This window comes from Microbulbifer sp. ABF4_107 (assembly GCF_056312215.1).
The window spans coordinates 3,272,137-3,293,750 of sequence record NZ_CM149983.1 but is presented as its reverse complement, the minus strand read 5'-3'; the positions used below and the strand labels follow the sequence as shown (position 1 = coordinate 3,293,750).

At 58.0% G+C, this 21,614-nt stretch carries 14 protein-coding genes; 8 read left to right on the top strand and 6 right to left on the bottom strand.

The features are described from left to right. Positions 1-16 precede the first annotated feature (16 nt). The 3 genes from ACYX4K_RS13525 (at position 17) to ACYX4K_RS13515 (ending at position 6,795) form a co-directional block, all read left to right on the top strand. The gene (locus ACYX4K_RS13525) at positions 17-3,700 is read left to right on the top strand and encodes a di-heme oxidoredictase family protein (protein WP_475091602.1); all 3,684 of its coding nucleotides are present in this window, start codon (positions 17-19) and stop codon (positions 3,698-3,700) included. Between the two features lie 93 nt (positions 3,701-3,793). Next, positions 3,794-5,779 carry a hypothetical protein gene (locus tag ACYX4K_RS13520; RefSeq protein ID WP_476178709.1) on the top strand — a complete coding sequence of 662 codons (1,986 nt, stop codon included), beginning with the start codon at positions 3,794-3,796 and terminating at the stop codon, positions 5,777-5,779. 122 nt (positions 5,780-5,901) lie between these two features. Then, entirely contained in the window at positions 5,902-6,795 is an 894-nt protein-coding gene (locus ACYX4K_RS13515; protein WP_475091604.1) for a prolyl hydroxylase family protein, read from the top strand. A gap of 48 nt (positions 6,796-6,843) precedes the next feature. On the opposite strand, the gene ACYX4K_RS13510 is transcribed toward ACYX4K_RS13515, so the two are convergent. Genes ACYX4K_RS13510 through ACYX4K_RS13500 form a run of 3 tightly spaced genes read right to left on the bottom strand, consistent with a single transcriptional unit; the run spans position 6,844 to position 10,653 of the window. Continuing rightward, the gene (locus ACYX4K_RS13510) at positions 6,844-7,557 is read right to left on the bottom strand and encodes a phytanoyl-CoA dioxygenase family protein (protein WP_475091605.1); all 714 of its coding nucleotides are present in this window, start codon (positions 7,555-7,557) and stop codon (positions 6,844-6,846) included. Between the two features lie 43 nt (positions 7,558-7,600). Next, positions 7,601-8,959: a glycoside hydrolase family 26 protein gene (locus ACYX4K_RS13505; RefSeq protein ID WP_475091606.1), complete on the bottom strand. Its 1,359-nt coding sequence runs from the start codon at positions 8,957-8,959 to the stop codon at positions 7,601-7,603. Beyond that, complete coding sequence (locus tag ACYX4K_RS13500; RefSeq protein WP_475091607.1) at positions 8,956-10,653, bottom strand: glycoside hydrolase family 43 protein; 1,698 nt, start codon at positions 10,651-10,653, stop codon at positions 8,956-8,958. Before ACYX4K_RS13500 ends, ACYX4K_RS13505 begins: the two co-directional genes overlap by 4 nt. A gap of 158 nt (positions 10,654-10,811) precedes the next feature. On the opposite strand from ACYX4K_RS13500, the gene ACYX4K_RS13495 reads away from it, so the two are divergent. Genes ACYX4K_RS13495 through ACYX4K_RS13480 form a run of 4 tightly spaced genes read left to right on the top strand, consistent with a single transcriptional unit; the run spans position 10,812 to position 15,850 of the window. Beyond that, positions 10,812-11,654, top strand: a complete 843-nt coding sequence (locus ACYX4K_RS13495) for a helix-turn-helix transcriptional regulator (RefSeq protein ID WP_475091608.1) — start codon at positions 10,812-10,814, stop codon at positions 11,652-11,654. 2 nt (positions 11,655-11,656) lie between these two features. Next, positions 11,657-13,081: a GH1 family beta-glucosidase gene (locus ACYX4K_RS13490; RefSeq protein WP_475091609.1), complete on the top strand. Its 1,425-nt coding sequence runs from the start codon at positions 11,657-11,659 to the stop codon at positions 13,079-13,081. Between the two features lie 32 nt (positions 13,082-13,113). Beyond that, complete coding sequence (locus tag ACYX4K_RS13485; RefSeq protein ID WP_475091610.1) at positions 13,114-14,553, top strand: glycoside-pentoside-hexuronide (GPH):cation symporter; 1,440 nt, start codon at positions 13,114-13,116, stop codon at positions 14,551-14,553. A gap of 43 nt (positions 14,554-14,596) precedes the next feature. Next, the gene (locus tag ACYX4K_RS13480; RefSeq protein WP_475091611.1) at positions 14,597-15,850 is read left to right on the top strand and encodes a glycoside hydrolase family 26 protein; all 1,254 of its coding nucleotides are present in this window, start codon (positions 14,597-14,599) and stop codon (positions 15,848-15,850) included. A 381-nt stretch (positions 15,851-16,231) separates the two neighbouring features. Here ACYX4K_RS13480 and xylA read toward each other — a convergent pair whose 3' ends face one another. The 3 genes from xylA to tal are packed head-to-tail and all read right to left on the bottom strand — an operon-like array spanning position 16,232 to position 20,072. Beyond that, on the bottom strand, positions 16,232-17,566 hold the full coding sequence (gene xylA, locus ACYX4K_RS13475; RefSeq protein WP_475091612.1) for a xylose isomerase: 1,335 nt from the start codon (positions 17,564-17,566) through the stop codon (positions 16,232-16,234). 38 nt (positions 17,567-17,604) lie between these two features. Next, positions 17,605-19,098 (bottom strand): xylulokinase, encoded by a 1,494-nt coding sequence (xylB, locus tag ACYX4K_RS13470; protein WP_475091613.1) that lies wholly within the window; start codon positions 19,096-19,098, stop codon positions 17,605-17,607. Then, positions 19,098-20,072: a transaldolase gene (gene tal, locus ACYX4K_RS13465; RefSeq protein ID WP_475091614.1), complete on the bottom strand. Its 975-nt coding sequence runs from the start codon at positions 20,070-20,072 to the stop codon at positions 19,098-19,100. The genes xylB and tal overlap by 1 nt, the downstream gene beginning before the upstream one ends. A 344-nt stretch (positions 20,073-20,416) precedes the next feature. Between tal and ACYX4K_RS13460 the strand changes: the two genes are divergently transcribed. Then, the gene (locus tag ACYX4K_RS13460) at positions 20,417-21,502 is read left to right on the top strand and encodes a hypothetical protein (RefSeq protein ID WP_475091615.1); all 1,086 of its coding nucleotides are present in this window, start codon (positions 20,417-20,419) and stop codon (positions 21,500-21,502) included. The last annotated feature ends 112 nt before the right edge of the window (positions 21,503-21,614 follow it).

Below are 21,614 nucleotides of genomic sequence, written 5' to 3'. Positions count from 1 at the left end.
AAAAACAGGGTGTCCCATGAACAGAAAATCTTTGCGCGGTAGCCGTAATTCCACGGCGACCACCAGCGCAGCCTCTACGCCGCCACCAACCCGGCGCAATCCGTCGCCAATGAAGCTGGCTATTGCCGCAGCCGGGCTCGCGTCCATGGGCGCAATGCCGGCCTTTGCTGCCTCTGTGTGTAGTGATGACGGCAAACTGGTGTTCCAGGACGACGCCATTACCGCCAATGGCAGCGTCTGGGTAGGTGGCTATAACAACGGCAGCTGGATGTGGACATCCGAACTGAGCTGCAGCAGCGGTCAGTGTGCCAGTAACATCGATTACAGCGGCGGTGCCGTGGAATTCCGTCTTGAAGGGCCGGGTGTTGAGGGCTATTACTCCCCATACCCGCAGAGCAGCATGCATCCGGCGATGGTGCCGGAGGCCTGCGATGGCTCCTCTGCGCCAAGCCCGACTCCGGCGCCCACACCGACGCCCACACCGACGCCAACACCAGCTCCAACACCCACACCCACACCAACGCCGGCCGGTTCCCTGGTGGAAGCGGAAGCGGCGATACTGATGGGCGACGCCGAGGTCTACGATGACGGTGCGGCTTCCGGTGGTCAGGGCGTTGCCTATATCTATACCGATGGCTCCGGCTTCCGTGTCAGTGGCGCGCCGGCGGCGGGTGGTATTCGCGTGCACTACGCCTCGGAAAACACAGGTACCTTGAGCGTGCGTGTTAACGGCGTTGATGCGGGCGATCTGAATTTTGCCGCAACCGGCACCTGGGTCGGTAGCTACAACACCGCAGATCTGAGCGTTGCCATTGCCGAAGGCGACACCGTCGAAGTGCTGTTTGAGAACGGCGATGCGGCGATGAATGTGGACTTCGTGGAGTTCACCGAAGACACTGGCCCGACTCCGACTCCGACTCCGACTCCGACTCCGACTCCGACTCCGACTCCGACTCCGACTCCGACTCCGACTCCGACTCCGACTCCGACTCCGACTCCGACTCCGACTCCGACTCCGACTCCGACTCCGACTCCGACTCCGACTCCGACTCCGACTCCGACTCCGACTCCGACTCCGACTCCGACTCCGACTCCGACGCCAACACCCACTCCGAGCTGCGACGCCCCGGAAGGTGACCCGGCCGCAGACTTTGGCGATGGTTTTGAAGCGGGCCTCACCACCGGCGGTATCGCCTACCACTCTGAGCAGGCCGGTGCGAGCCGCGGCTTTGCCATCTGGGGCCTGCAGGGCAGCGCGCCCAATCTGGCGGGCGCTCAGGTGCTCCACTCCACCGCCTCTGGTGATTCCTATTACCGCTACGAGACCGATCTCGGTGCCATAGATCCGGAAACCACCTACACCCTGGAAATGCGTTTGCAGGGCGATGAATTTGGTGGCGGCCAGTGTATATCCCAGATCACGGTCAAGCCCGGTGAAGGGGTTACCGATGCGGTCTGCTACAACGCCGGTAGCGGTGACGCCCCCGTGGCCCCCCCCGCACTCAAGCCCACCGTGGGCATGGTGGTGACCAATGGTGAGGCGGGCCTCGCGCGTTTGATCGGCGGCGAAGCCACACCGTGGGAAGGCTACGCCCTGTACACCTTCCTGAACGACAGCGACAACGTCAGCAACTGCTTTGGTGGCTGTGAAGACAACTGGCCAAAAGTCATCGTGGCCAGCCCCGATGATCTTGTGGGGGCGGGCGGTGTGACCGGAAACTTCGGCACCATCGAGCGCACCTACACCAGCGAAGATGATTGCGGCAATGCGGTGGAAGTGACCGATTACCACGTCACTTACAATAGCCAGCCGCTGTACTTCTACGCCGGTGACGACAGTGCCGAGGACACCAACGGCACCCAGTTCAGTACCTGGGAGCTGGCGGATGCGCAGCTGATTCCGCAACTGCCTCTGGTGAAGCACCCGGCACCTGCGCTGAAAACCCCGATCAATGGACTGCAGCCCCGGATAATGGGTATGGCCATCGATATCGAAGGCCGCACCCTCACCTGGCGCCCGGGCCACACCCCGGACATGAGCGGAGGCCTGATCGCCCAGTTCTCCCCCTGGGGTGGCGACGGTTATCCGCGCTCCGCCAAGGATCCGAACCTGCAGTTGTGGTGTTCCAACAACCAGATTCAGTTCCACAAGGCAGAGCTGCCGGGAACCCTGGCGGGCCCCTACAGTGCGGAAATTCCCGGAGCCTGTTACGGCAAGTTTTACTACTTCCTGCGCTATCGCATTTACGGCACCGTGAATGCCGAGCCGGAAGATAACTGGGTGTACACCGCGCTGTTCGAGTACGACGAGAACAACCCGGAAGACCGCATCGATCCGCGCGATCGCCCGACCAGGACCTACACCAGCGCCAACTGGCAGCGTCACGGGCACCCGCACTCCCGGGACCGTCCGGAGGAATTTGTTTCCTTCGATGCGACCCCCTACAACACCTCACTGACCTCCGGTCTGGAACGCTACACCACCACCTTTATCGACGGTGAAGGGGAGTTTGCGATCCAGCCCAATGCGAATACCGGTCCGCTGCGGATCGAGGCATTCGAATGGGGTGCCGGCAACTGTCAGGGCCCGCAGTACATCGTCAACAGCTACCCGCTGCCGGCGAATGCTTTCGACTACGGGCAGATCATCAGCTGGGAGGCCACATTCCCATCGGCGCAAAATAACTTCCCCGGCGGTACCTCCATCAGTTCTCAGGTGTACAACACCATGCAGAACACCACCCTGGGGCAGGGCTTTACCACCGCAACCGGTGACCCGCGCCTGAACCTCGCCGGCCCCGCCGGTGTGCGTATGGTGCACTCCAATGGCTGTAACCCGGTGGAAGACGAAGAGCGCAACGCGCGTTTCACCCAGCAGCTGACCACGGTGCAGACTGCCAAAGATGTGGACGACTTTATCTGGGGTCACCACGCCTTCCACGGCCTGCCGCAGGTACCGGGCGGCCGTCCCAACCAGGAAGGGTTTGACGGTGGTGTAGCCATCGTCGATGTGAACGGCACTGTGATCAAAGACGCTGGCGAAGGCTCCTGTGGCGACTGTCACTTCCGCGATGGTCGTTCCAACTTTGTGGTGCAGACCGCGAAGGGACCACTTGTGGCACCGCCCACTTTCGGTGTTGGTCTGCTGCAGTGGATCGAGGGTGCCGAAGTGGGCCTGACCTGGGACGGTTCCGTAGCCACCGTGCGCGAGCAATCGGAAAACGCACTGGCCGCCGACCTGGGGCTGACGCCCGCCGACATCGGTGAAAACACCTTCGACCAGGTGGTGAAATACACCGAGACCCTGCACGTACCGGTGCGCGACTACGACACCTATGTGGACCCGCAAGTGGCCGAAGGCGAGGTGGCGTTTATGGAAGCCGGTTGTGCTGGTTGTCACCAGCCCACCCAGAAAACCCGCAGCGATGCGCCGGTGTGGGCGCGGGATCTGAGTATCCGTCCGTACACGGATATGAAGTTGTGGGATGTGGGTACCGGTGGTGACTTCCGCACCCCGGCGCTCTGGGCGATCGGCCAGAACGTCGAACTGCTGGAGCGCAACGGCAAGGCTACACTGTTTATGCACGATGGTCGCGCGACTTCCCTGGAAGCCGCCATCGATGCCCACGGCAACGGCAGTGTTCCGGCGCTCAGCGCTGAAGAGAAAGCGAACATAGCGCGCTTCCTGCGCTCACTGTAAACCTTCCCCCCAAACGCAGTGCCGGACGAGATGTTCTCGTTCGGCACTGCACTTTCCACTTTCAATAACAATAGAAATCAAGGCATAGCGATGATGCAAAAAAATAATCAACCGAAACTATTGGCAACGGCCATCGCCTGCGCGCTGGTCGGTTGCGGTTCCGGCCTCGCCAGTGAGAATGCGCAGGCCGCATCCGTGTGTAGCGACAATGGCAAACTGGTATTCAACGACAGCAATATTACCGCCGCCGGCACCGTGTGGGTTGCCGGGTACAACAACGGCCAGTGGATGTGGAACTCCGAAAGCAGCTGCGTGCCGGGACAGTGCACCAGCAATATGGATTACAGTGGCGGCCAGGTGGAATTCCGCCTCGAAGGGCCGGGTGTGGATGGCTACTATTCACCGGCGCAATACGGGGATATGCACCCGGCGGTGACACCGCAATCCTGTAGTGGTGCGCCGACGCCGACGCCGACGCCGACGCCAACTCCGACACCCACTCCAACTCCGACGCCCACACCTACACCTACGCCCACACCGAGCCCATCACCGAGCCCGTCACCGACTCCGGCGGTAACCAAGCTGGAAGCGGAAGGTGGCAGCCTGTCTGGGGTTGCGGAAATCTATAACGATGGCGCCGCGTCCGGTGGTGCCGGTGTGGCTTATATCTATCAGGATGGTGCCGGTTTCAGTTTCGAAAATGTGCCTGCCGCGGAATCTCTTAGCATCCATTTCGCGTCGCAAAACAGCGGCAAGATTTCACTGAAAATCAACGGCAACGATGCGGGTGATATCGATTTCTCCGGCAATGGCGCCTGGACAGGAAACTATCAATCCGTGACCCATGAAGTGGCCATTCCCGAAGGGGCGACGGTCGCACTGGTATTCGAGGCCGGTGATGCGGCGATGAACGTGGATTACGTAGCGTTCAATAGCAGCACTGCTGCACCGACGCCAACTCCCACTCCAACTCCCACTCCCACTCCTACGCCCACGCCGACACCCAGTGCCGGTAAGCCCGTCATTCCCGCAGACGGCCAGCGTTACTTTATCGTGGGGCAGGACAAAGCCTCCATTGAAGGCTATATGGCGGAGCCAGACCTGCCCCGTCCCAGTGGCTTTACCATGTACACCACTCTGTCTCGCGGTGAGCCTAGCTACGACGGCAGCTACTGCTTCAAGGGGCTGGATGGTCTGAAGAGCGTCGGTGACTACAGCAGTAATTCCGCCAGTGGCTGTTTCGACAATGGTCACCGTCAGAACCACTGGGGTTCCGGCGAGATGAATATCGATTGGCTGATCGATACCTACAGCCCGGAAATTGTCGCCATTGGTTTGTGGTGTCCGAGCAATGATCGGATGCCGTCGCTGTACAACGGCGGCGCCTATGACGATCTGCTCGCAGAGCTGGCGGACTTCTTCAACGAGCACGGCGATACCCGTTTCTTCCTGCGCACCTGTTATGAGTTTAACGGTGATGCCGGAGGCTGGTCCGATGTGAACTTCCGCGAGACCTTCAAATACGTGCGCACCTTTATGGATGGCCGCGGTGTGGATAACGTGGCGCACGTGTGGCAGTCGGATTCCTACCACGGCACCGGTCGTACCACCGCCACGCTTGGCAACACCGAGCAGGGTTACTGGCCCGGCAAGCAGTATGTGGATTGGGTGGGTTCCTCCCAGTTTGACTCCGATGCCGGTGAAGAGGCCGCCATTGCCGAGTCAGAAGGGTTGCCACATTTTATTGCCGAGGCCACACCCCACGGTGCGCTCTTCCATCAGTACGACTTCAAGCTTCCGTTCAACAGCACCGGCAGCAGTCCCGATGGCAGTGTGACGCTGCATAACGATCTGCAGTGGTTTAACAACAAAAATGCAGAGATCAACCGTACTTCCACCAAGGCCTGGCATTACATCAACGCCGACTGGAGCAATCAGCCCCAGTGGGCCAATGCCCAGGATCAGGCCGGACAGAACTACTTCAAGTACTCCGATACCCGGGTGCAAATGGACTCCAATGTCAAAGAGCACTTCAAGTCGCTGGTCACCGAAGAGAACGGGTTTATCCTGTCTGAGTAAGCGGAGCCCGGAGTTCCGCTCCGGGTAATCGCACCCCGGCCCTTTTTTTAAAAAGGGTCTTCTAAAAAGGGTCTTGTAAAAAGGGCCGGGGAATTACCATAACAATAAACACAGAGGTAGCGATGGCAATCACCGAGCTGGATGCCAGCTGGCGCAAGTGGATTCAGATCAACCGGTCTCGCGGCTGTGACACGGGTGAGCTGTATCAAATTCTAGTCGGCCACAATTTCTGCCCCTCTCTGGTGTCCCGGACACTCAATTACTGGCCGGTAAACCCGGGCCCGCAGGACCACTCCCCAAGCCCGCACAGTGAGTCTGCCAAAAAAATGCACGAGCGCGCACCTGTGCCGACGAGTGCGGAAATTGAAGCCGCGCAGGCGAACCCAAAGAGGGCGACGCCTGTGGAGACCGGTGGACGCCTGCAACTTTTCCAGCTGGACCACTTTCTTAGTGCGCAGGAGTGTCATGAGATTATCGAGCAGGTGCGGCCACATCTTCGCCCCTCCACGACCACCAATGCCGCCGATCAGTATCGCGCTTTTCGTACCAGTCGCACCTGTGATCTCGGGTTGATGGGCAGCGCGCTGGCGCGAACCATCGATCAGCGCATCTGCGATACGCTCGGCATCAATCCCACCTATTCAGAATCGATCCAGGCCCAGTGGTATCTACCCGGTCAGGAATTCAAACCGCACACGGACTACTTTGAACCGGGCAGTGAAGAGTATCGACGCTTCGCCGGCGATCGGGGCCAGCGCACCTGGACCTTTATGATTTACCTAAATGGTGACTGTGAAGGTGGCGAGACCCGCTTTACCCGGCTGGAAAAGAATTTTTCACCGGGAGCCGGCCGCGCCGTCATCTGGAACAGTCTGGATAAAAACGGCAGGCCGAATGGCGAGAGTATTCACTGGGGTATGCCGGTGACCCGGGGAGAAAAAGTGATCATCACCAAGTGGTTTCGCGCCCGTGGGGAAGGGGAGCAATTCCCCGGAGTGGTTTCTCCGGGGAGATGAATGATTCAAGTTGCTGGCTGACTGTATGGTTGGCTATTGGGTAGATGGTCAGCTGGCTACCGCGCGGTCCTCAATGACCTCGCTGGTGGAAAACTGATAACGCATATTCCGGTAAACGCAGATATCGGTAATATCTTCCGGTGTGCCCTGGGATGCACAGCGATAATTGGTGGAAACGCGATACTTTCCAGCAACCGGCAACACCCGGTGCCAGGTATGGCCGTGTAGCAATACCAGTGTACCTTTGGTGGGTTTCAGCACTACCTGATCGGCAAAGTCCTCGTCTACCGGTCCAACAGAAATGGTGCCGCGTTTGTGCGAACCGGGCACCACCAGTGTCTGGCCACCGATCTCGTCGGTAATATCGGCGGTGTAGATCAGGCGATTGACATTGAACAGCGTCGGGTCGTCGGTGCGACAGTCCTGGTGCCACGCCTGCCCCTTGGTGCCCTTACGGGAAAACATCACCATGCTGTACTGGGAGTACCAGCCGGATCCCAGAATCTCTTCGGTAATTTCACGCAGGCGCTGGTCGTGTTCCGCGATATCAAAGGCGTTACAGCCTTCCCGCTGCGGGAACCAGGGGATGACCTGGGTGGCAGACTTTTCCAGGAATTCATCGTTGTGGACGAACTCCGGGTTCTCTCCAAAATGATTCAGAATCAAACCCTGGTAGCGGTCCATCAATTCCGGCGAAAAAAAATTCTCAAGAACCAGGTATCCCTGTTCCCAGAATTGTTCCGCCAATGCTTTTGTATCCATCTCGGCTAACCTCGAATTATTGCTGTACTGATTGCCGCTGGCGCTATCGCGCGGCCTGCTGATCCTTTGCCTGTGCTTTCTGTACATCTACGACTGGCGTTTTCACCAGGGCACCCGCGTGGGCCCAGTGGGGTTTGCGGATTTCCGCAAGCCAATGCCGGCGAATGGCTTCATTGGTCTCTACCCGCGTGTCGCCCCAGAAACCGTTGTCGTAAGGCTGGCCCCACATGGGCTGCTCGTCCCAATTGCAGTTGATATAGGCCACGGCACGGATGATGTCCCGGTTGCTCTGGATATAGTCGAAGAAGGGGGAAAACCACTGTTGCCAGATTAGTTCACCACTAACAGCTACCTGGTCCTGCGCCGGTGGGCCGTCGATCATCACATTGATATTCGCGTTGAACTCGCGTTTGAGGTCATAACCCTGCGGCGCCGCTTCGGCCAGGAAAACCGGCTTGCTGTGAGCGCGGGCAAAATTCAGAATCTGATCGGCCAGCTGGCGTTGGGTCGCCATCTGTTCGCGGGGGATATCCGCGTGAATGCCGGATTCATCGATCAGCAAAAACCAGGAGAGGCCGATCCAGTCCACGTAGCTGTCGCCGGGATACCAGATGCCAATATCCCCCTCAAACTTACCTTCGATGGCATCGTCTGCCGGGGAGGCCGATCCTTGCCAGACAAAAGCGACGTTGTGCGGACCGGTATTTTCAGCCGGGTGTACGCGCTCATCTGGATTGCGAATGCGCTCGACGATATGTCGCCACGCTGCCACATATTCGTCGGCTTTCTCGTACCCCTGATTCCACACACCGTCAAATTCATAGCCGATGCGCAGAAACACCGGTGATTCGACCAGGCGAATAAACTCTGCGAGCTTGTCGATCTCCGGGTCGAATTTTCCCGCCGCTATCTCCGCCAGGCCGTTTTCACGGAATGACTCGTTGATATCGAGCCCGATCGCCAGCGCGGAATCCGGGAAATCCTTCGCCAGCTTCCAGGCATTGGCCGGGCCGCCACCCCAGTCTGCGGCGCGGTCGGTAGGTTGCAGATCATTGTCGAGCCCCATACCGCCAAAATATTTGTCGGGATTGCGCAGTTCATAAATGGGCACGATATAGGCGGTCACCCCGCCGGGTGCGGGGAAAATCCCACTATTCACATAGCCATCGATGGACTTGCGATCCTGACCGATAAACAGCAGCTGCTGTGTGTTTTCCGGTACAAAGGGCGCGGACAATTTGCGCTGGGGTAATGATGCGGCGGCGTTTTCTGTCGAGGCCGCTTCGGCAACTTTTGCAGAATCAGGGCTTATACGGATATCGTCACTGCAGCCAGCGGCTAGCAGCAGGTTTCCCGCAAAAAGCGGGAAGATGACAAGGCGGTGTATGGCGGATGCGGTCATGACACCACTTCCAGTACCGGCGTTTCCGGCGCGCTTGTGGTCTCTTCAGACGGCACATCGGCGGACAGTTGCCGATAGGAGAAGTGGCTGAAATCCGCATGTTTACCCTGCTCATGCACATCGCAGGCAAATATCCCCACCATGGTGCCGGTGAACTTGAAGATCAGGTTGCCGTATTCATCGGACAGCGGCGTGCTGTTCAGACGCGGGCCGATACTTGCCCAGTGGCGGCCGTCGGTGGAGTAGCTGAACTGGTACCACTGGGTATCCAGGGTCACACGCAGGTACAGGGGATCGTCATTCTCTATGACCGCCTTCTCGCCTTTCTGGCCCTCGCCGCCGGGCTCGCTGTATTCGCCGGCAATGGATGCGCATAGTTGTACGATCTTGCTGCCATTATCGTCGCGGGTAATCTTGAGGAAGTAATAATTGGTGTTGTCGTAGTAGACCACCAGACCCGCCATCTCCATGGGGGACTCCGGGTGATAGTCGATGCGGGTTTCCGCACGCATGCGATGGTGTTCAATGCGGCGTGCCACCAGGCTCTGATCAAAACGCGAGGCGAGGTAGTGCCGCCCTTTGAGGCGCAGGTGACCGGCGCGTTGGCTGAGTGAGCACCAGGATTCTTCGGCGGGCTCGCGCAGCGTCTGCCATTGGGAGGAGAGTGTCGGCTGATTGAAGTTGTCCACCGCTTCCGGTTGCGGCCAGGAGTGCTCCGCCAGTGCTGGAGCCGGCACCTTCAATTGCGGGGCATTGCCGCCGCAGGCGAGCCACGGCCAGTCATCGCGCCATTCAATTTTCTGAATCGCGGTCTCGCGGCCGAGAATGGAAAAACCGGTGGCGTATTTCGGGCCGAAACCGTAGGCATCTGGATCGTACACCGGGCGGCCGCACAAATGGGTGAGGTACCACTCGCCGTTGGGGGTATCCACAAAAAATCCGTGACCTGCACGCTGCAACGGGTTCTCTTCCTGAAAGCGGGAAGTGAGAACATATTTTTGCGGGTGCAATTCGTAGGGCCCCTGCAAATTTCGGGACCGGCAGATAGTGACCGCGTGATTCCACTCGGTGCCGCCTTCGGCGGTAATCAGATAGTAGTAGCCGTCTTTTTTGAGAATCTGCGGGCCCTCTGTGCAGCCCAACTCGGTACCGGAGAAAATCGGAATCCGCTTGCCTTTCAGCTTGCCTTCGGCCGCATCAAATTCCTGGATGGTGATATCGCCGAACTTGTCGTGACCCGAGCGACCATCCCAGGTCATGTTGACCACCCACTTGCGACCGTCGTCGTCGTGAAACAGCGAGGGGTCGAAGCCGCCACCACCAATGGCGACCGGGTCACTCCAGGGACCTTCAATATTTTCCGCGCTTACCACATAGCAGGGTGTGCTCATCCAAGCGCCGCCGCGACTGTTATGGGTGCAGGAAAATGTCAGCCAGAATTTACCGTCTGCGTGACTGAGTGCCGGTGCATAGACACCATCGGAATTATTGAAACCGCGCATGTCGAGTTGGTCGCGCCGGGTCAGTGCGTGGCCCACCAGTCGCCAGTGCATCAGGTCTTTTGAGTGGTGCAGGCGAATGCCCGGGAACCATTCAAATGTGGAGGTGGCGATATAGAAATCGTCCCCCACCCGAATGACGCTTGGGTCCGGATTAAATCCGGGAAGGATGGGGTTGTGAATAAACTGCTGCACCGCGCTCTCCGTAGACTTTATCGTTGTTTGCAGTATGATATTGATATGAATTGCGTATATATGTAATTAAATTACCAATAAATATAAAAATATTGCGATCTTGTGGTTTGTTTACGCAAGAGCGCTATCAAAAGCGATTGAGAGCGAGGAAAGCTGCTGTGAACAGTGCCCTCTTGTACGAAAATATCGAACTGCCCCAGGGGCAGACGGTAAAGTCTGCCTATTATCAGTTTTCGCCCGAAGATCGGTGCGATATTGCCCCGCATTTCCACATGATGTTCGAGGTGATGTTGTTCGTGAAGGGGGCGGGAAAAATTTTTCTGGATGGGACCGAGTTCCCGATCCAGGACGGAACTCTACTCTATCTCCCCTCCCTGTCAGTACACGAAATGGTAATGGAGTACGGCGAACAGGAATTTTTTCTGTTGCAGTTTGAGCCACAGGTGATGGATGAACTGTCTATGGGCTATACCGCGCAAGATATGCCCAGTGCCGTGTGCCGCCTGGAAGACAAAATGCTACAGCGCCTGACCATGATGCTGCACTGGTGTTGCGAGGTGAATGCAGATCCGGAGCAGATTTTGCTGCGCAACCGGGTGCTGCAATTACTGTTGATCCAGATTGAAAAAGTGGTGATTCAGGAAGATGCCGCGGATGTATCCCGCTCCACTGGCCTCGGGCGCCTGGAGCCGGTGCTCAAATATTTTCAGGACAGCAGCAAGCTCTCGCTCACACTGGATCAGGCCGCCGATCTATGCGGTATTTCCCGCAGCCACTTCTCCCGCCTGTTCCACGCCACCCTGAACCTGCGCTATCAGGATTTTCTGTTGAAGCGCAAGTTGCAGCACGCGGTCCAGCTGCTGTCTACCTCGAAATTGCGCATCGCAGATATCGCCTTCCAGTGCGAGTTCAGCGACAGCGCCCACTTCTGCAGCAAATTCAAACGTGTCTTCGGGGTTACACCCCAGGCCTTTCGTAAAACGACAGTGGAAAGTCTGTAAACATGGACACTGATGCACAAACCCATTCCGATACCCCGACCAGTGCAGATGGCCTCGGGATAAGCCCTGGCTCACCACTGTTGCGCGAAGATTTTATTTTCGGCGCCGCCACTGCCGCCTTTCAGATTGAAGGCTCGAATACCGCCGATGGTCGGGTGCCCTGTATCTGGGATACCTTTTGTGCGGAACCCGGGCGGGTGGCGAACGGGGATGACGGGCACCGTGCCTGCGACAGCTATCGCCGCTGGGAAGAGGATTTGTCGCTGGTGGAAGACCTGGGTGTGGATGCCTATCGTTTGTCCATCGCCTGGCCGCGGGTCATTACGGATAGTCACGGTCCCGTCAATCCGTCGGCCCTTGATCACTACCGCCGGCAGCTGGATTTTTTGACCGAGCGCGGAATCAAACCCTTCATCACGTTGTACCACTGGGATCTTCCTCAATACCTGCAGGATCGCGGTGGTTGGTTGAACCGGGAAACCGCTTACGCGTTCGCGCACTATGCGGATGTGGTCAGCAAGGCGTTTGGTGAACAGGTATTTTCCTATAGCACGCTCAATGAACCCTGGTGCAGTGCCTTCCTCGGTTATCTGCACGGTATTCATGCGCCCGGTGTGCGGGACCGCAAGCAGGCCTATCAGGCGGCTCATCACCTGTTGTTGGCCCACGGCCTTGCGGTACCAAAAATTCGCGCGAACGCGCCGGCTTCGGAAGTCGGTATTGTGCTGAACATCTCTCCCAGTGACCCGGTGGAAAACACCCTGGCAGATCGCAATGCCTGCCTACTGGCGGATATGGAAAACCGGGATTTCTTCCTGCAGTCTCTGTTGGAAGGAAGCTACCCAGAGCCCGTACTCAATCGCCACCCGCAAGCCGCGCCGCTGGTTTTACCCGGCGATATGGCGCTGATCAGTGCCGAGCTGGATTTTATGGGGCTGAATTATTACACCCGCAATCGGGTGTGTGCCGCGGACAATGCGGCTGGCTATGACGCGCCACCTTACGCCGGTGAAGATGCAACCGATATGGGGTGGGAAATTTATCCCGAAGGTCTTACGCGCACCCTGGAACATCTGGCCAGTCACCCGCGTACGCCCCCACTCTACGTCACCGAAAATGGTATGGCCGCACCGGATCAGCTTGAAGCAAATGGGCAGGGTGAGCCTGTGGTGAATGACACGGTACGGGTAAATTACCTTCGCTCGCACCTGAAGGCCGCGGAAGTCGCCATAGAGCGCGGTGTCAATCTGCGCGGCTATTTTGCCTGGAGCCTGCTGGACAACTTCGAGTGGGCGGAGGGGTACAACAAGCGCTTCGGTCTCTTTTACGTGGACTACGAAACCCAGCAGCGCACACCCAAGGCCAGTGCGCTCGCACTGAAGAAATTACTGAGCCGGCGACCTGACAGCAGCGCTCAGGCGGATTAACGAAAATAACAATAAACCGGAGAAGTGGTGCAATGAGTGGAAACAGCAGCCTGCCCCTCGGCGGACAATCACAACCCCTGACCCTGAAAGAAAAGCTGGGGTACGGGCTCGGTGATACTGCCAGTAATATCGTGTTTCAGGTGGTCGTCAATTTTATGATGATCTTTTACACGGATGTGTTTGGTATTTCCGCCGCTGCGGTGGGCACCCTGATGCTCGCGGTGCGCCTGTTTGACGCCGTGACCGACCCGGTAATGGGGGGGCTGGCGGACCGCACCCGCAGCCGCTGGGGGCGATACCGTCCATGGCTGCTGTTCTCTGCCATTCCCTACGGGGCGCTTGCGGTACTCGCTTTTACCACGCCGGATCTCTCGGGTAATGGCAAGCTGGTGTATGCCTACGTGACCTACGCGGCACTGATGACCGTGTACACCATTATCAATATCCCGTACTCCGCCCTCGGCGGCGTGCTCACCAGTGATCCGCGAGAGCGCGCCTCGGTGCAGTCCTACCGCTTTGCCATGGCCATGGTGGGCGGCGCGATTGTGACCGCGTTGACCATGCCGTTGGTGCACTATTTTGCCGGTGGTCTGAATGGCGACCTTGCGTTTGGTTATCAGATGACCCTGGGTGTGCTGTCTGTGGTCGCGGTACTGTGTTTTATGGTGTGTTTCTGGACTACCCGCGAGCGGGTGGTGGAAGCGCCGACTAAAGAGAAAAAATCGATCCTCGCGGATCTTCTACAGCTGCTGGGTAATCGCCAGTGGCTATTGATTGCCGGTGTAGCGTTTTTCCTGCTGGTGCTGGTGGCGGTGCGCAGTGCGGTTACTCCCTACTACGTGAAATATTTTCTCGGCCGCGAAGATCTGGTGAGCCAGTTTATTACCGCGGGCATGCTGGCGGCAGTGGCCGGCGCGCTGCTGACCAATGTGCTCACGCGCTATATGTGCAAAGTGCGGCTGTTCCAGTTGGCCAATCTCGGCGTGATCGTATTCCACTTGCTGCTGTATTTCGTGCCCGGCGAGCAACTGGTACTGGCCTTCGCGGTGTTTATGCTGGCGAATTTCTTCCAGATGATTGTGGTTCCGCTGATGTTCTCCATGGTGCCGGATACGGTGGACTACGGTGCGCAGCAGTCTGGGAGCAAAAGTATGGCGATGGCTTTTTCCGCACACTTGCTGGTGATCAAGCTCGGCCTGGCCGTGGGTGGTGCGCTGACCGGCTGGCTGCTCGCATTCTATGACTATCAGGCCAATACCGAGCAGAGTGCCCGCGCACTCGGCGGCATCGTGGTACTGGTGGCTCTGATGCCCGCGGTGTGCGCGGTAGCCAACGCGATCATCATGAAATTCTACCGGCTTACCAGTGCGGAAATGCGCGCTATCCACGCGCGTGCAGCTGATATGGAAACCGGCAGCCAGAACGAAGGCGGGCATCCGTCATCCGGTGTAAACCCGGCACCATCGGTTTGATGGAGCGAATCCCTCGTGTGAGAGGCGGCCAGGAGTCAGAGCAATGGATAAATCGGAAATGAACAATAAAAAACGGATCGGGAAAGCGGCACTTGCCGCGGGTGTGGCAATGGCGGTGGGTATTACCGCGAGTGTCGGCCTGAGTTCCGGCGTCTGGGCGTGGATGGGTGAACCCGATACAAAGAGTCAGCATGCTGTGCCCTCGAGCGCGGTGCCGTTTTCCCGCTACGAGCCGAAAGACGGCAGGGTGCTGGTGGTGGCCGGACAGAACCTCGCCGCTACCCGCGCCTACTACGAATTATCCGAAAAAAATATTGTGCCGCGGCCTGCGGGCTTTACTGACTATATCTCCTATCAGGTTGGCAACGAGTACCCGGCGTTTGCGCCGGATTATCCACAGAGTTATCAGGGCAATGACGGGTTGCTGAAGGCCACCAATTGGGGTGGCGGTGAGCAGTGCACGGATTGCCTGTTGCAGGAACCGGGTTTTGAGCAGGCGGTGGTCGCCATCGGTATGTATATAGCCGGCCCCCTGGGGGAAAAGGGTGAAGTGTGTACCGGTAAGGCGCACTGCAATACTGCCCGTATCGCCCGGGGTGAATTTGATCACCTGCTGAAAGACTTTGCCGACTGGGCCAAAACCCAGGGCGAGCGGCCGATTCTGTTGCGTATCGGTTACGAATTCGATGGCTCCTGGAACGGTTACGATGCCGCGCAGTACAAGGATGCATTCAAGTATATCCGCCGCTACCTGGAAGGTGCCGGTGTGGGCAATGTGGCCTATGTGATGCAGTCCTTCGGCTATGCCAGCTACCAGACCATGCAGGATTTTTATCCCGAAGCGGACGCGAAGGGTGCTTATGTGGACTGGATCGGCTATTCCTACTTTACCAATACCAATGCAAAGGTTGGCAAGCAGGAACTGCGCTTTGCCCGCGAGCGAGGGCACAAGGTATTTATTGCCGAAGTAACTCCCCACACCGGTGACTGCGCGGCGCAAATTGATCTGGTGCAGGCGCCGCAGGTAGCCAAGGCCTGGATCGAAACCTTCGATCAGCATGTGCGGGAAAACCGCGATGTGGTGCGCGCGATTTCCTATATCAACGCCCGCTGGAACGACAGCGAATACTCTCCCATGTGGAGCCAGCAACTGGATCACAACTGCCCGGGGTATTTTGCGGAATCCAATGCGCGCTTGAATGACAATCTGGAGGTGGCGAAGTTCTGGGGTGAGACCGTATCGGATCCGCTGTATCTGAATACCGAACCAGATCTTTACACCAAGCTAAAAAAGTAACCCCTCCGCCCGTCAATCCGCCGAAGGGCGGAATCCAGTCACCAGCGGCCTTTGTCTTTCCTGCTGCAGTCAGAATATGTTGCTGGCTGCCTGTGAATCCTCTTTCCCACCCTCTGCAATTCTGGATCCCGGCCTTCGCCGGGATGACGCGGTTTCTGGCTTTTGCGAGCAATAAAAAAGGCCCGCAAATGCGGGCCTGAAGCGAGAGTCATCTGACGTTGAGGTGACATCAATCATCACTAAATATTGGCAGAAAACGTAGCGAGCGGGTGGTTGGTGGTGGCCGCCAGCGCACAGGGAGCGGAGTATACTTTAGTACATGAGCATCCCGAGCACTGCCGGACGCCGCCAGGCGCCCGCGCAGTAGTTTTATGTTGATATTTAGATATATTGATTGATTAGATTCTCATACAGCTCCTGCTTGCCGCTGGTGGGGCTAGGCTCGCCGTTTTCTACGGCCAGGTTGCGCAGGTCTGTCAGGCTCAGTTTACCTTCGGTAAACGCCTTGCCGTTCCCTTCACTAAAGCTGGCGTAGCGATCGGCCTTCCAGTTTTTGTAGGGGGACTCGGTGAGAATTTTGTGGGCGATTTCCAGGCCGCGGGCAAAGGTGTCCATGCCTCCGATATGGCCGAGGAAGATGTCTTCCATGTCGATGGATTCGCGGCGTACCTTGGCATCGAAATTGAGGCCGCCGTTCTTGAAGCCACCATTTTCCAGAACCACCATCATGCCATGTACCGCATCGTAGATGTCGGTGGGGAACTGATCGGTATCCCAGCCGTTCTGGTAATCGCCACGGTTGGCGTCGATGGAGCCGAGCATATCGGCGTCGGCACACATCTGCAGTTCGTGCGCAAAGGTGTGGCCGGCCAGGGTGGCATGATTGGCTTCGATATTGAGTTTGAAATCTTGATCGAGGCCATGATGACGCAGAAAGCCGATCACTGTCTGTGCGTCGAAATCGTACTGGTGTTTGCTCGGTTCCATGGGTTTGGGTTCGATCAGGAAATCGCCCTTAAAGCCGATCGAACGGCCGTAGTCTCGCGCCATGGTTAGGAACCGTGCGAAATTTTCCTGCTCCTTTTTGGTGTTGGCATTCTGCAGGCAAATATAACCTTCGCGCCCGCCCCAGAATACGTAGTTCTCACCACCCAGTGCGACAGTGGCATCCAGCGCGGCTTTGACCTGGGACGCCGCATAGGTCACCACATTAAAATCCGGGTTCGTCGCAGCACCGTTCATGTAGCGCGGGTTGCTGACCAGGTTAGCTGTGCCCCATAAGAGTTTCATGCCGGTGGCTTGCTGGCGCTCGGCGGCCAGCTCAACCATTCTCGAGAGATTCTTCTCACTCTGTACGATCGTCTCGCCTTCCGGGGCCATATCCACATCATGGAAGCAGTAATACGGAGCGCCAATTTTGGTGCTGAATTCGAACATTGCATCCATACGCTGCTGCGCGGCGGCCATGGCATTTGGGGCATCATCCCAAGCGAAGGTCTGAGTGTCTCGACCAAATGGATCGGAGCCCTTTCCGCAGAACGTGTGCCAGTAACACACTGCAATACGTAGGTGCTCTTCCATTGTCTTCCCACCGACGATTTTTTTTGCATCGTAAAATTTGAATGCCAGTGGATTATCGGAATCACGCCCCTCAAACGAGATCTGACCAATTCCAGGGAAGTATTCTTTATCGCCGATAAACAGGTTTCTGCTCATGTTTTCTCTCCAGTATTCGCTAACTTGTGCGATCAATTTTATGGAAGTTCGGGATGCTGCTGGCTGAGCAGATCCAGGTAGTTTTGATAGTGGGTTTGATAGGTTGCCGCGGTTTCCTTGTCCGGTGTGCAGCCGAGGGACTCGTCCACCGCAAGGTGCTGCGCAATCAGTGCGTTGAGATCACCGGCATCGCCGCAGGCCCACAGCGCCTGCATGGCCGCGCCAAATGCCGCGCCTTCCTGTTGTGCCGGCACTTCTACCGGCAGGTTGAATACATCGGCAGCCATTTGCCGCCAGTGGGGGCTTTTTGCTCCGCCGCCGGTAAGGCGAATGGCGGTAAATTTCTGGCCGGCGCGATTGAACGCATCCAGGCCGCGACGCAGGGTGAAGGTCGCTCCTTCCATGGCCGCGCGGTAAAGATTGGCCGCGGTGGTATTGCTGTCATCCATGCCGTGCAGGCTGGCGCGAGCATGTGGCAGGTTGGGGGTACGCTCGCCGTTGTAGAACGGCAGGCTCAACAGGCCGTCGGCGCCGGGATTTGAATCCGCCAGCAACTGCTCACACTCCGGAATCGATTTGCCCAGGGCCTTGCGGGTGCGCTCTGTGGCCACGGTGCAGTTCATGGTGCACTGCAGGGGCAGCCAGCCACCGCTGGAGGAGCAGAAGGCGGCCAGTTCACCGTTGGGGTCGATGGCCGGTTTGTCGCTGTACGCGAATAGCGTGCCGGAGGTGCCAAGACTCATGGTCAGTACACCAGGGGTCACGGAGCCGGTACCGAAGGCCGCCATCATATTGTCGCCGCCGCCGCTGGATACCTGTACGTCGGCGGGCAGATCGAATTCCTGCGCAATGTCATCGGCCAGCGCGATGGTGTTGTGGGCTTCTACCAGTGGTGGAAGCAGCGGCAGCAGATCGCGATCCGGGTCTATCGCCGCAAGCATGTCGCGATCGTATTCCCGGCGCAGAATATTCAGATAGCCGGTGCCGGAGGCATCGCCGTACTCGGTGAAGATTTTTCCGGTCAGGAAAAAATTCAGGTAGTCGTGGGGCAGAAGAATATGCGCCAGGGCTGCGTAGGCCTCCGGATTATTCTTTTTTAGCCATAGAATTTTGGGGGCCGTGTAGCCGGGCAGGATCGGATTGCCCACCGTGTCGATGCAACGATCAACGCCGCCAAAACGTTCGGTGATTTCATCGCACTCGGCAATGGTGCTGGTATCACACCACAGCTTTACCGGCGCAATCACTTCCCCCGCGCTGTTGACCGGAACAAAGCCGTGTTGCTGACCGGACACGCCGATACCGCGCACCCGGCCTTTGATCTGGGCTGGCAGTTCGTTCATACACTGGCGCAGGGCATCCAGCCACCATTCGGCGATCTGCTCGCGGCTGCCGTCTTCGCGGCTGATGAGTTCCAGTGGTGCGGCACTCACGTGCAGAATTTCTTTTTTATCCGCGTCGTAAGCGAGCAGTTTCAGGCTCTGGGTGCCGGCATCAATACCGAGAAAAACGTTTTGCGTGGTGGTGCTCATTACGCAGGTGCTCCCTGCGCCTGAGCGGCACGGGCCTTGAGCTGCTCTTCCAGTGCAATCTGATCCACCACAAACTTACGGATACCTTCACCGAGTTTGTCGTGGGCCATGGCATCGTCGTTGTGCTGGAAGCGGAAGTCGCCTTCGCCAATCGGCGCGGAGGACTGGCCACCGTTGGCCGCTGGCGTGAGTGCGCGGGGCAGTGCACCTTGGTCATCGGCCAGTTCCGCCAGCAGGTTGGGGCTGATGGTCAGGCTGTCGCAACCCGCCAGGGCCTCGATCTGCCCGGTGTTGCGGAAGCTCGCGCCCATGACGGTGGTGTCAAAACCGTGCTCTTTGTAGAACTGATAAATGCGGCGCACGGATTGCACGCCGGGATCTTCTTCGGGCGCAAAGCCGGTGGCATCGGTATTCTGCAGGTACCAGTCGAGAATGCGGCCTACAAAAGGCGAGATCAGGGTAACGCCGGCATCAGCACAGGCGCGGGCCTGGGCAAAGCTGAACAGCAGGGTCAGATTGCAGTGCACACCTTCGCGCTCGAGAATTTCTGCAGCCTTGATGCCCTCCCAGGTGGAGGCGACCTTGATCAGCACCCGCTCCGGCGCCACGCCCATCTGCGCGTACAGGTCCATGATGCGGCGCGCGCGGGCCAGGGTGCCCTGGGTATCAAACGACAGGCGCGCATCCACTTCGGTGGAAATGCGGCCGGGCACGATCTGCAGAATTTCGTAGCCAATTTTGGTGGCCAGGCGATCGCCACACAGGGCAATCTGCTCATCACTGCTGCCGTTCTGTCTGGACGCCCAGGTGATGGCATCGTCAATCAGCGGTTGGTATTCCGCCTGCTGCGCGGCTTTCAGCAGCAGCGAAGGGTTGGTGGTGGCATCCAGCGGAGTGAACTGGCGGATGGCATTGATGTCGCCGGTGTCGGCAACGACGGCGGTCATTTCCCGCAACTGACTGAGTTTGTCCATTTTCTTATCACTTCTCATCTGTCACTTTGGTGAGGCGAGGGCCTTACAGCAAATGTAAACGTTTTCATTTTGTGCTTAGTCTGCCCTAGTCAGAATTGGATTACCAGAGCTGGGAAGGTAAGTTTTTAGCCATTCCGCCAATTTTGTTAACGTTTACATCTGGGCCTGCTTTTATGGCTGCCTTTGGGGCAATAGTCTGGCGCTATTCGGTACAGGAGGATTTCCCCGCATTTTTTCGCCGTTGCCGGCTTCTCAATATTTTTCCGCAATACCTTCCTATCAAGCCGGGGGGCGCTGCCGTAGCCTGCGTCGCTCGTAACAATAAAAATGGAAAGGGAAAAGCGATGACTATTCACAAACTGCCGCGCGGGGCTCTGCTCGCCGCGGCTCTGTTCCTTCTGGTTGGCATGAAAGCGCAGGCCCAGTCCTGCCCCGCCAGCCACCCACTGGCCTGTGGCGGCGCCTGCTATACGGATGCAGCTCAGGCGGCTTCCGGGGGCTGTACGGTGGACGGTGGAAGCTCTGGCGGTTCGTCCAGCAGCAGTTCCAGCAGCTCAAGTGGCGGTACTTCAAGTGGTGGTAGCAGTAGTGGTGGCAGCAGTGGTGGCTCGGCACAAACCTGTCACAGCGATGAAAACCCCTCTCATGTGGTTTCTGGCCGCCGCACGGAATTTACCCAGTCGTGGTGTGATACCGTCTGCGTTACTTACGTGGGCAACGATACTGGCTGCCTGAACGCCGAAGGCACCTTCGTGAGCAATGCCAGTATTTGTAGCGACCCGGCCAATGCCCGTGAAGCGATCATCGATATCGAGTACAACCTCGGTATTGAAATCGATGATGAGTTCCAGGCGCTGGCGGGTTACCAGGGGCCGGTTCCCTCGATCAACCCGACGATGACGGTGGCGGATGCGAAAACCTATTTCAGCGCGCTAATTGGCCCGCAAAAAGGTAACGAGCTGGTGGATCTGCTGAATACCAATGGCGATGGCATTGTCACTCGCAATGAAGCGAGCATGGCAAAGGGATCGGACCCACGGCAGCTGCTGAATACAGATTTTGGCTGCGGACTGTCCACCGACGACATCATGGCGTACGTGGGGCTTTACATGGGCGACGGTGCGATCGACAAATACGCTGGAGACCTGGATGAGTCTGTGAAGGCCTCCATGCTGGAGTTTACGCGCAGCTGGCAGCCCGGCGTATCGGCGCAGGATTGCGAGTACCGCGGTGGTTGTGATGGCAGTGGGTCGCAACCCCAGCCTGAACCAGAGCCACAGCCGCAGCCAGAACCGCAGCCAGAACCGCAGCCAGAGCCGGAACCCGAGCCCAGCAATCATTGCCCGGCCTCCCATCCGCTGTACTCCGAGGCCTGTGGCCAGTGCTTTGTCGATGAAGCCCAGGCCGCTTCGGCGCAGTGCGCACTCTGATCCTGTCACTGTGGATGATCGGGGGCGCCGCTTTGGCGGCGGCCTCGATTGTCTGGTGGCTGCTGTCCTCAAACCCTGTGTTACTTCCGTGGCCGGCGACTGCAATTTCAGT

Coding starts and splice junctions, on each gene's coding strand:
- ACYX4K_RS13510 (WP_475091605.1), bottom strand. CDS start 7,557: ATGGATACAAAAGCATTGGCGGAACAATTCTGGGAACAGGGATACCTG.
- ACYX4K_RS13505 (WP_475091606.1), bottom strand. CDS start 8,959: ATGACCGCATCCGCCATACACCGCCTTGTCATCTTCCCGCTTTTTGCG.
- ACYX4K_RS13480 (WP_475091611.1), top strand. CDS start 14,597: ATGGATAAATCGGAAATGAACAATAAAAAACGGATCGGGAAAGCGGCA.
- ACYX4K_RS13525 (WP_475091602.1), top strand. CDS start 17: ATGAACAGAAAATCTTTGCGCGGTAGCCGTAATTCCACGGCGACCACC.
- xylB (WP_475091613.1), bottom strand. CDS start 19,098: ATGAGCACCACCACGCAAAACGTTTTTCTCGGTATTGATGCCGGCACC.
- ACYX4K_RS13485 (WP_475091610.1), top strand. CDS start 13,114: ATGAGTGGAAACAGCAGCCTGCCCCTCGGCGGACAATCACAACCCCTG.
- ACYX4K_RS13460 (WP_475091615.1), top strand. CDS start 20,417: ATGACTATTCACAAACTGCCGCGCGGGGCTCTGCTCGCCGCGGCTCTG.
- ACYX4K_RS13520 (WP_476178709.1), top strand. CDS start 3,794: ATGCAAAAAAATAATCAACCGAAACTATTGGCAACGGCCATCGCCTGC.
- xylA (WP_475091612.1), bottom strand. CDS start 17,566: ATGAGCAGAAACCTGTTTATCGGCGATAAAGAATACTTCCCTGGAATT.
- tal (WP_475091614.1), bottom strand. CDS start 20,072: ATGGACAAACTCAGTCAGTTGCGGGAAATGACCGCCGTCGTTGCCGAC.
- ACYX4K_RS13490 (WP_475091609.1), top strand. CDS start 11,657: ATGGACACTGATGCACAAACCCATTCCGATACCCCGACCAGTGCAGAT.
- ACYX4K_RS13515 (WP_475091604.1), top strand. CDS start 5,902: ATGGCAATCACCGAGCTGGATGCCAGCTGGCGCAAGTGGATTCAGATC.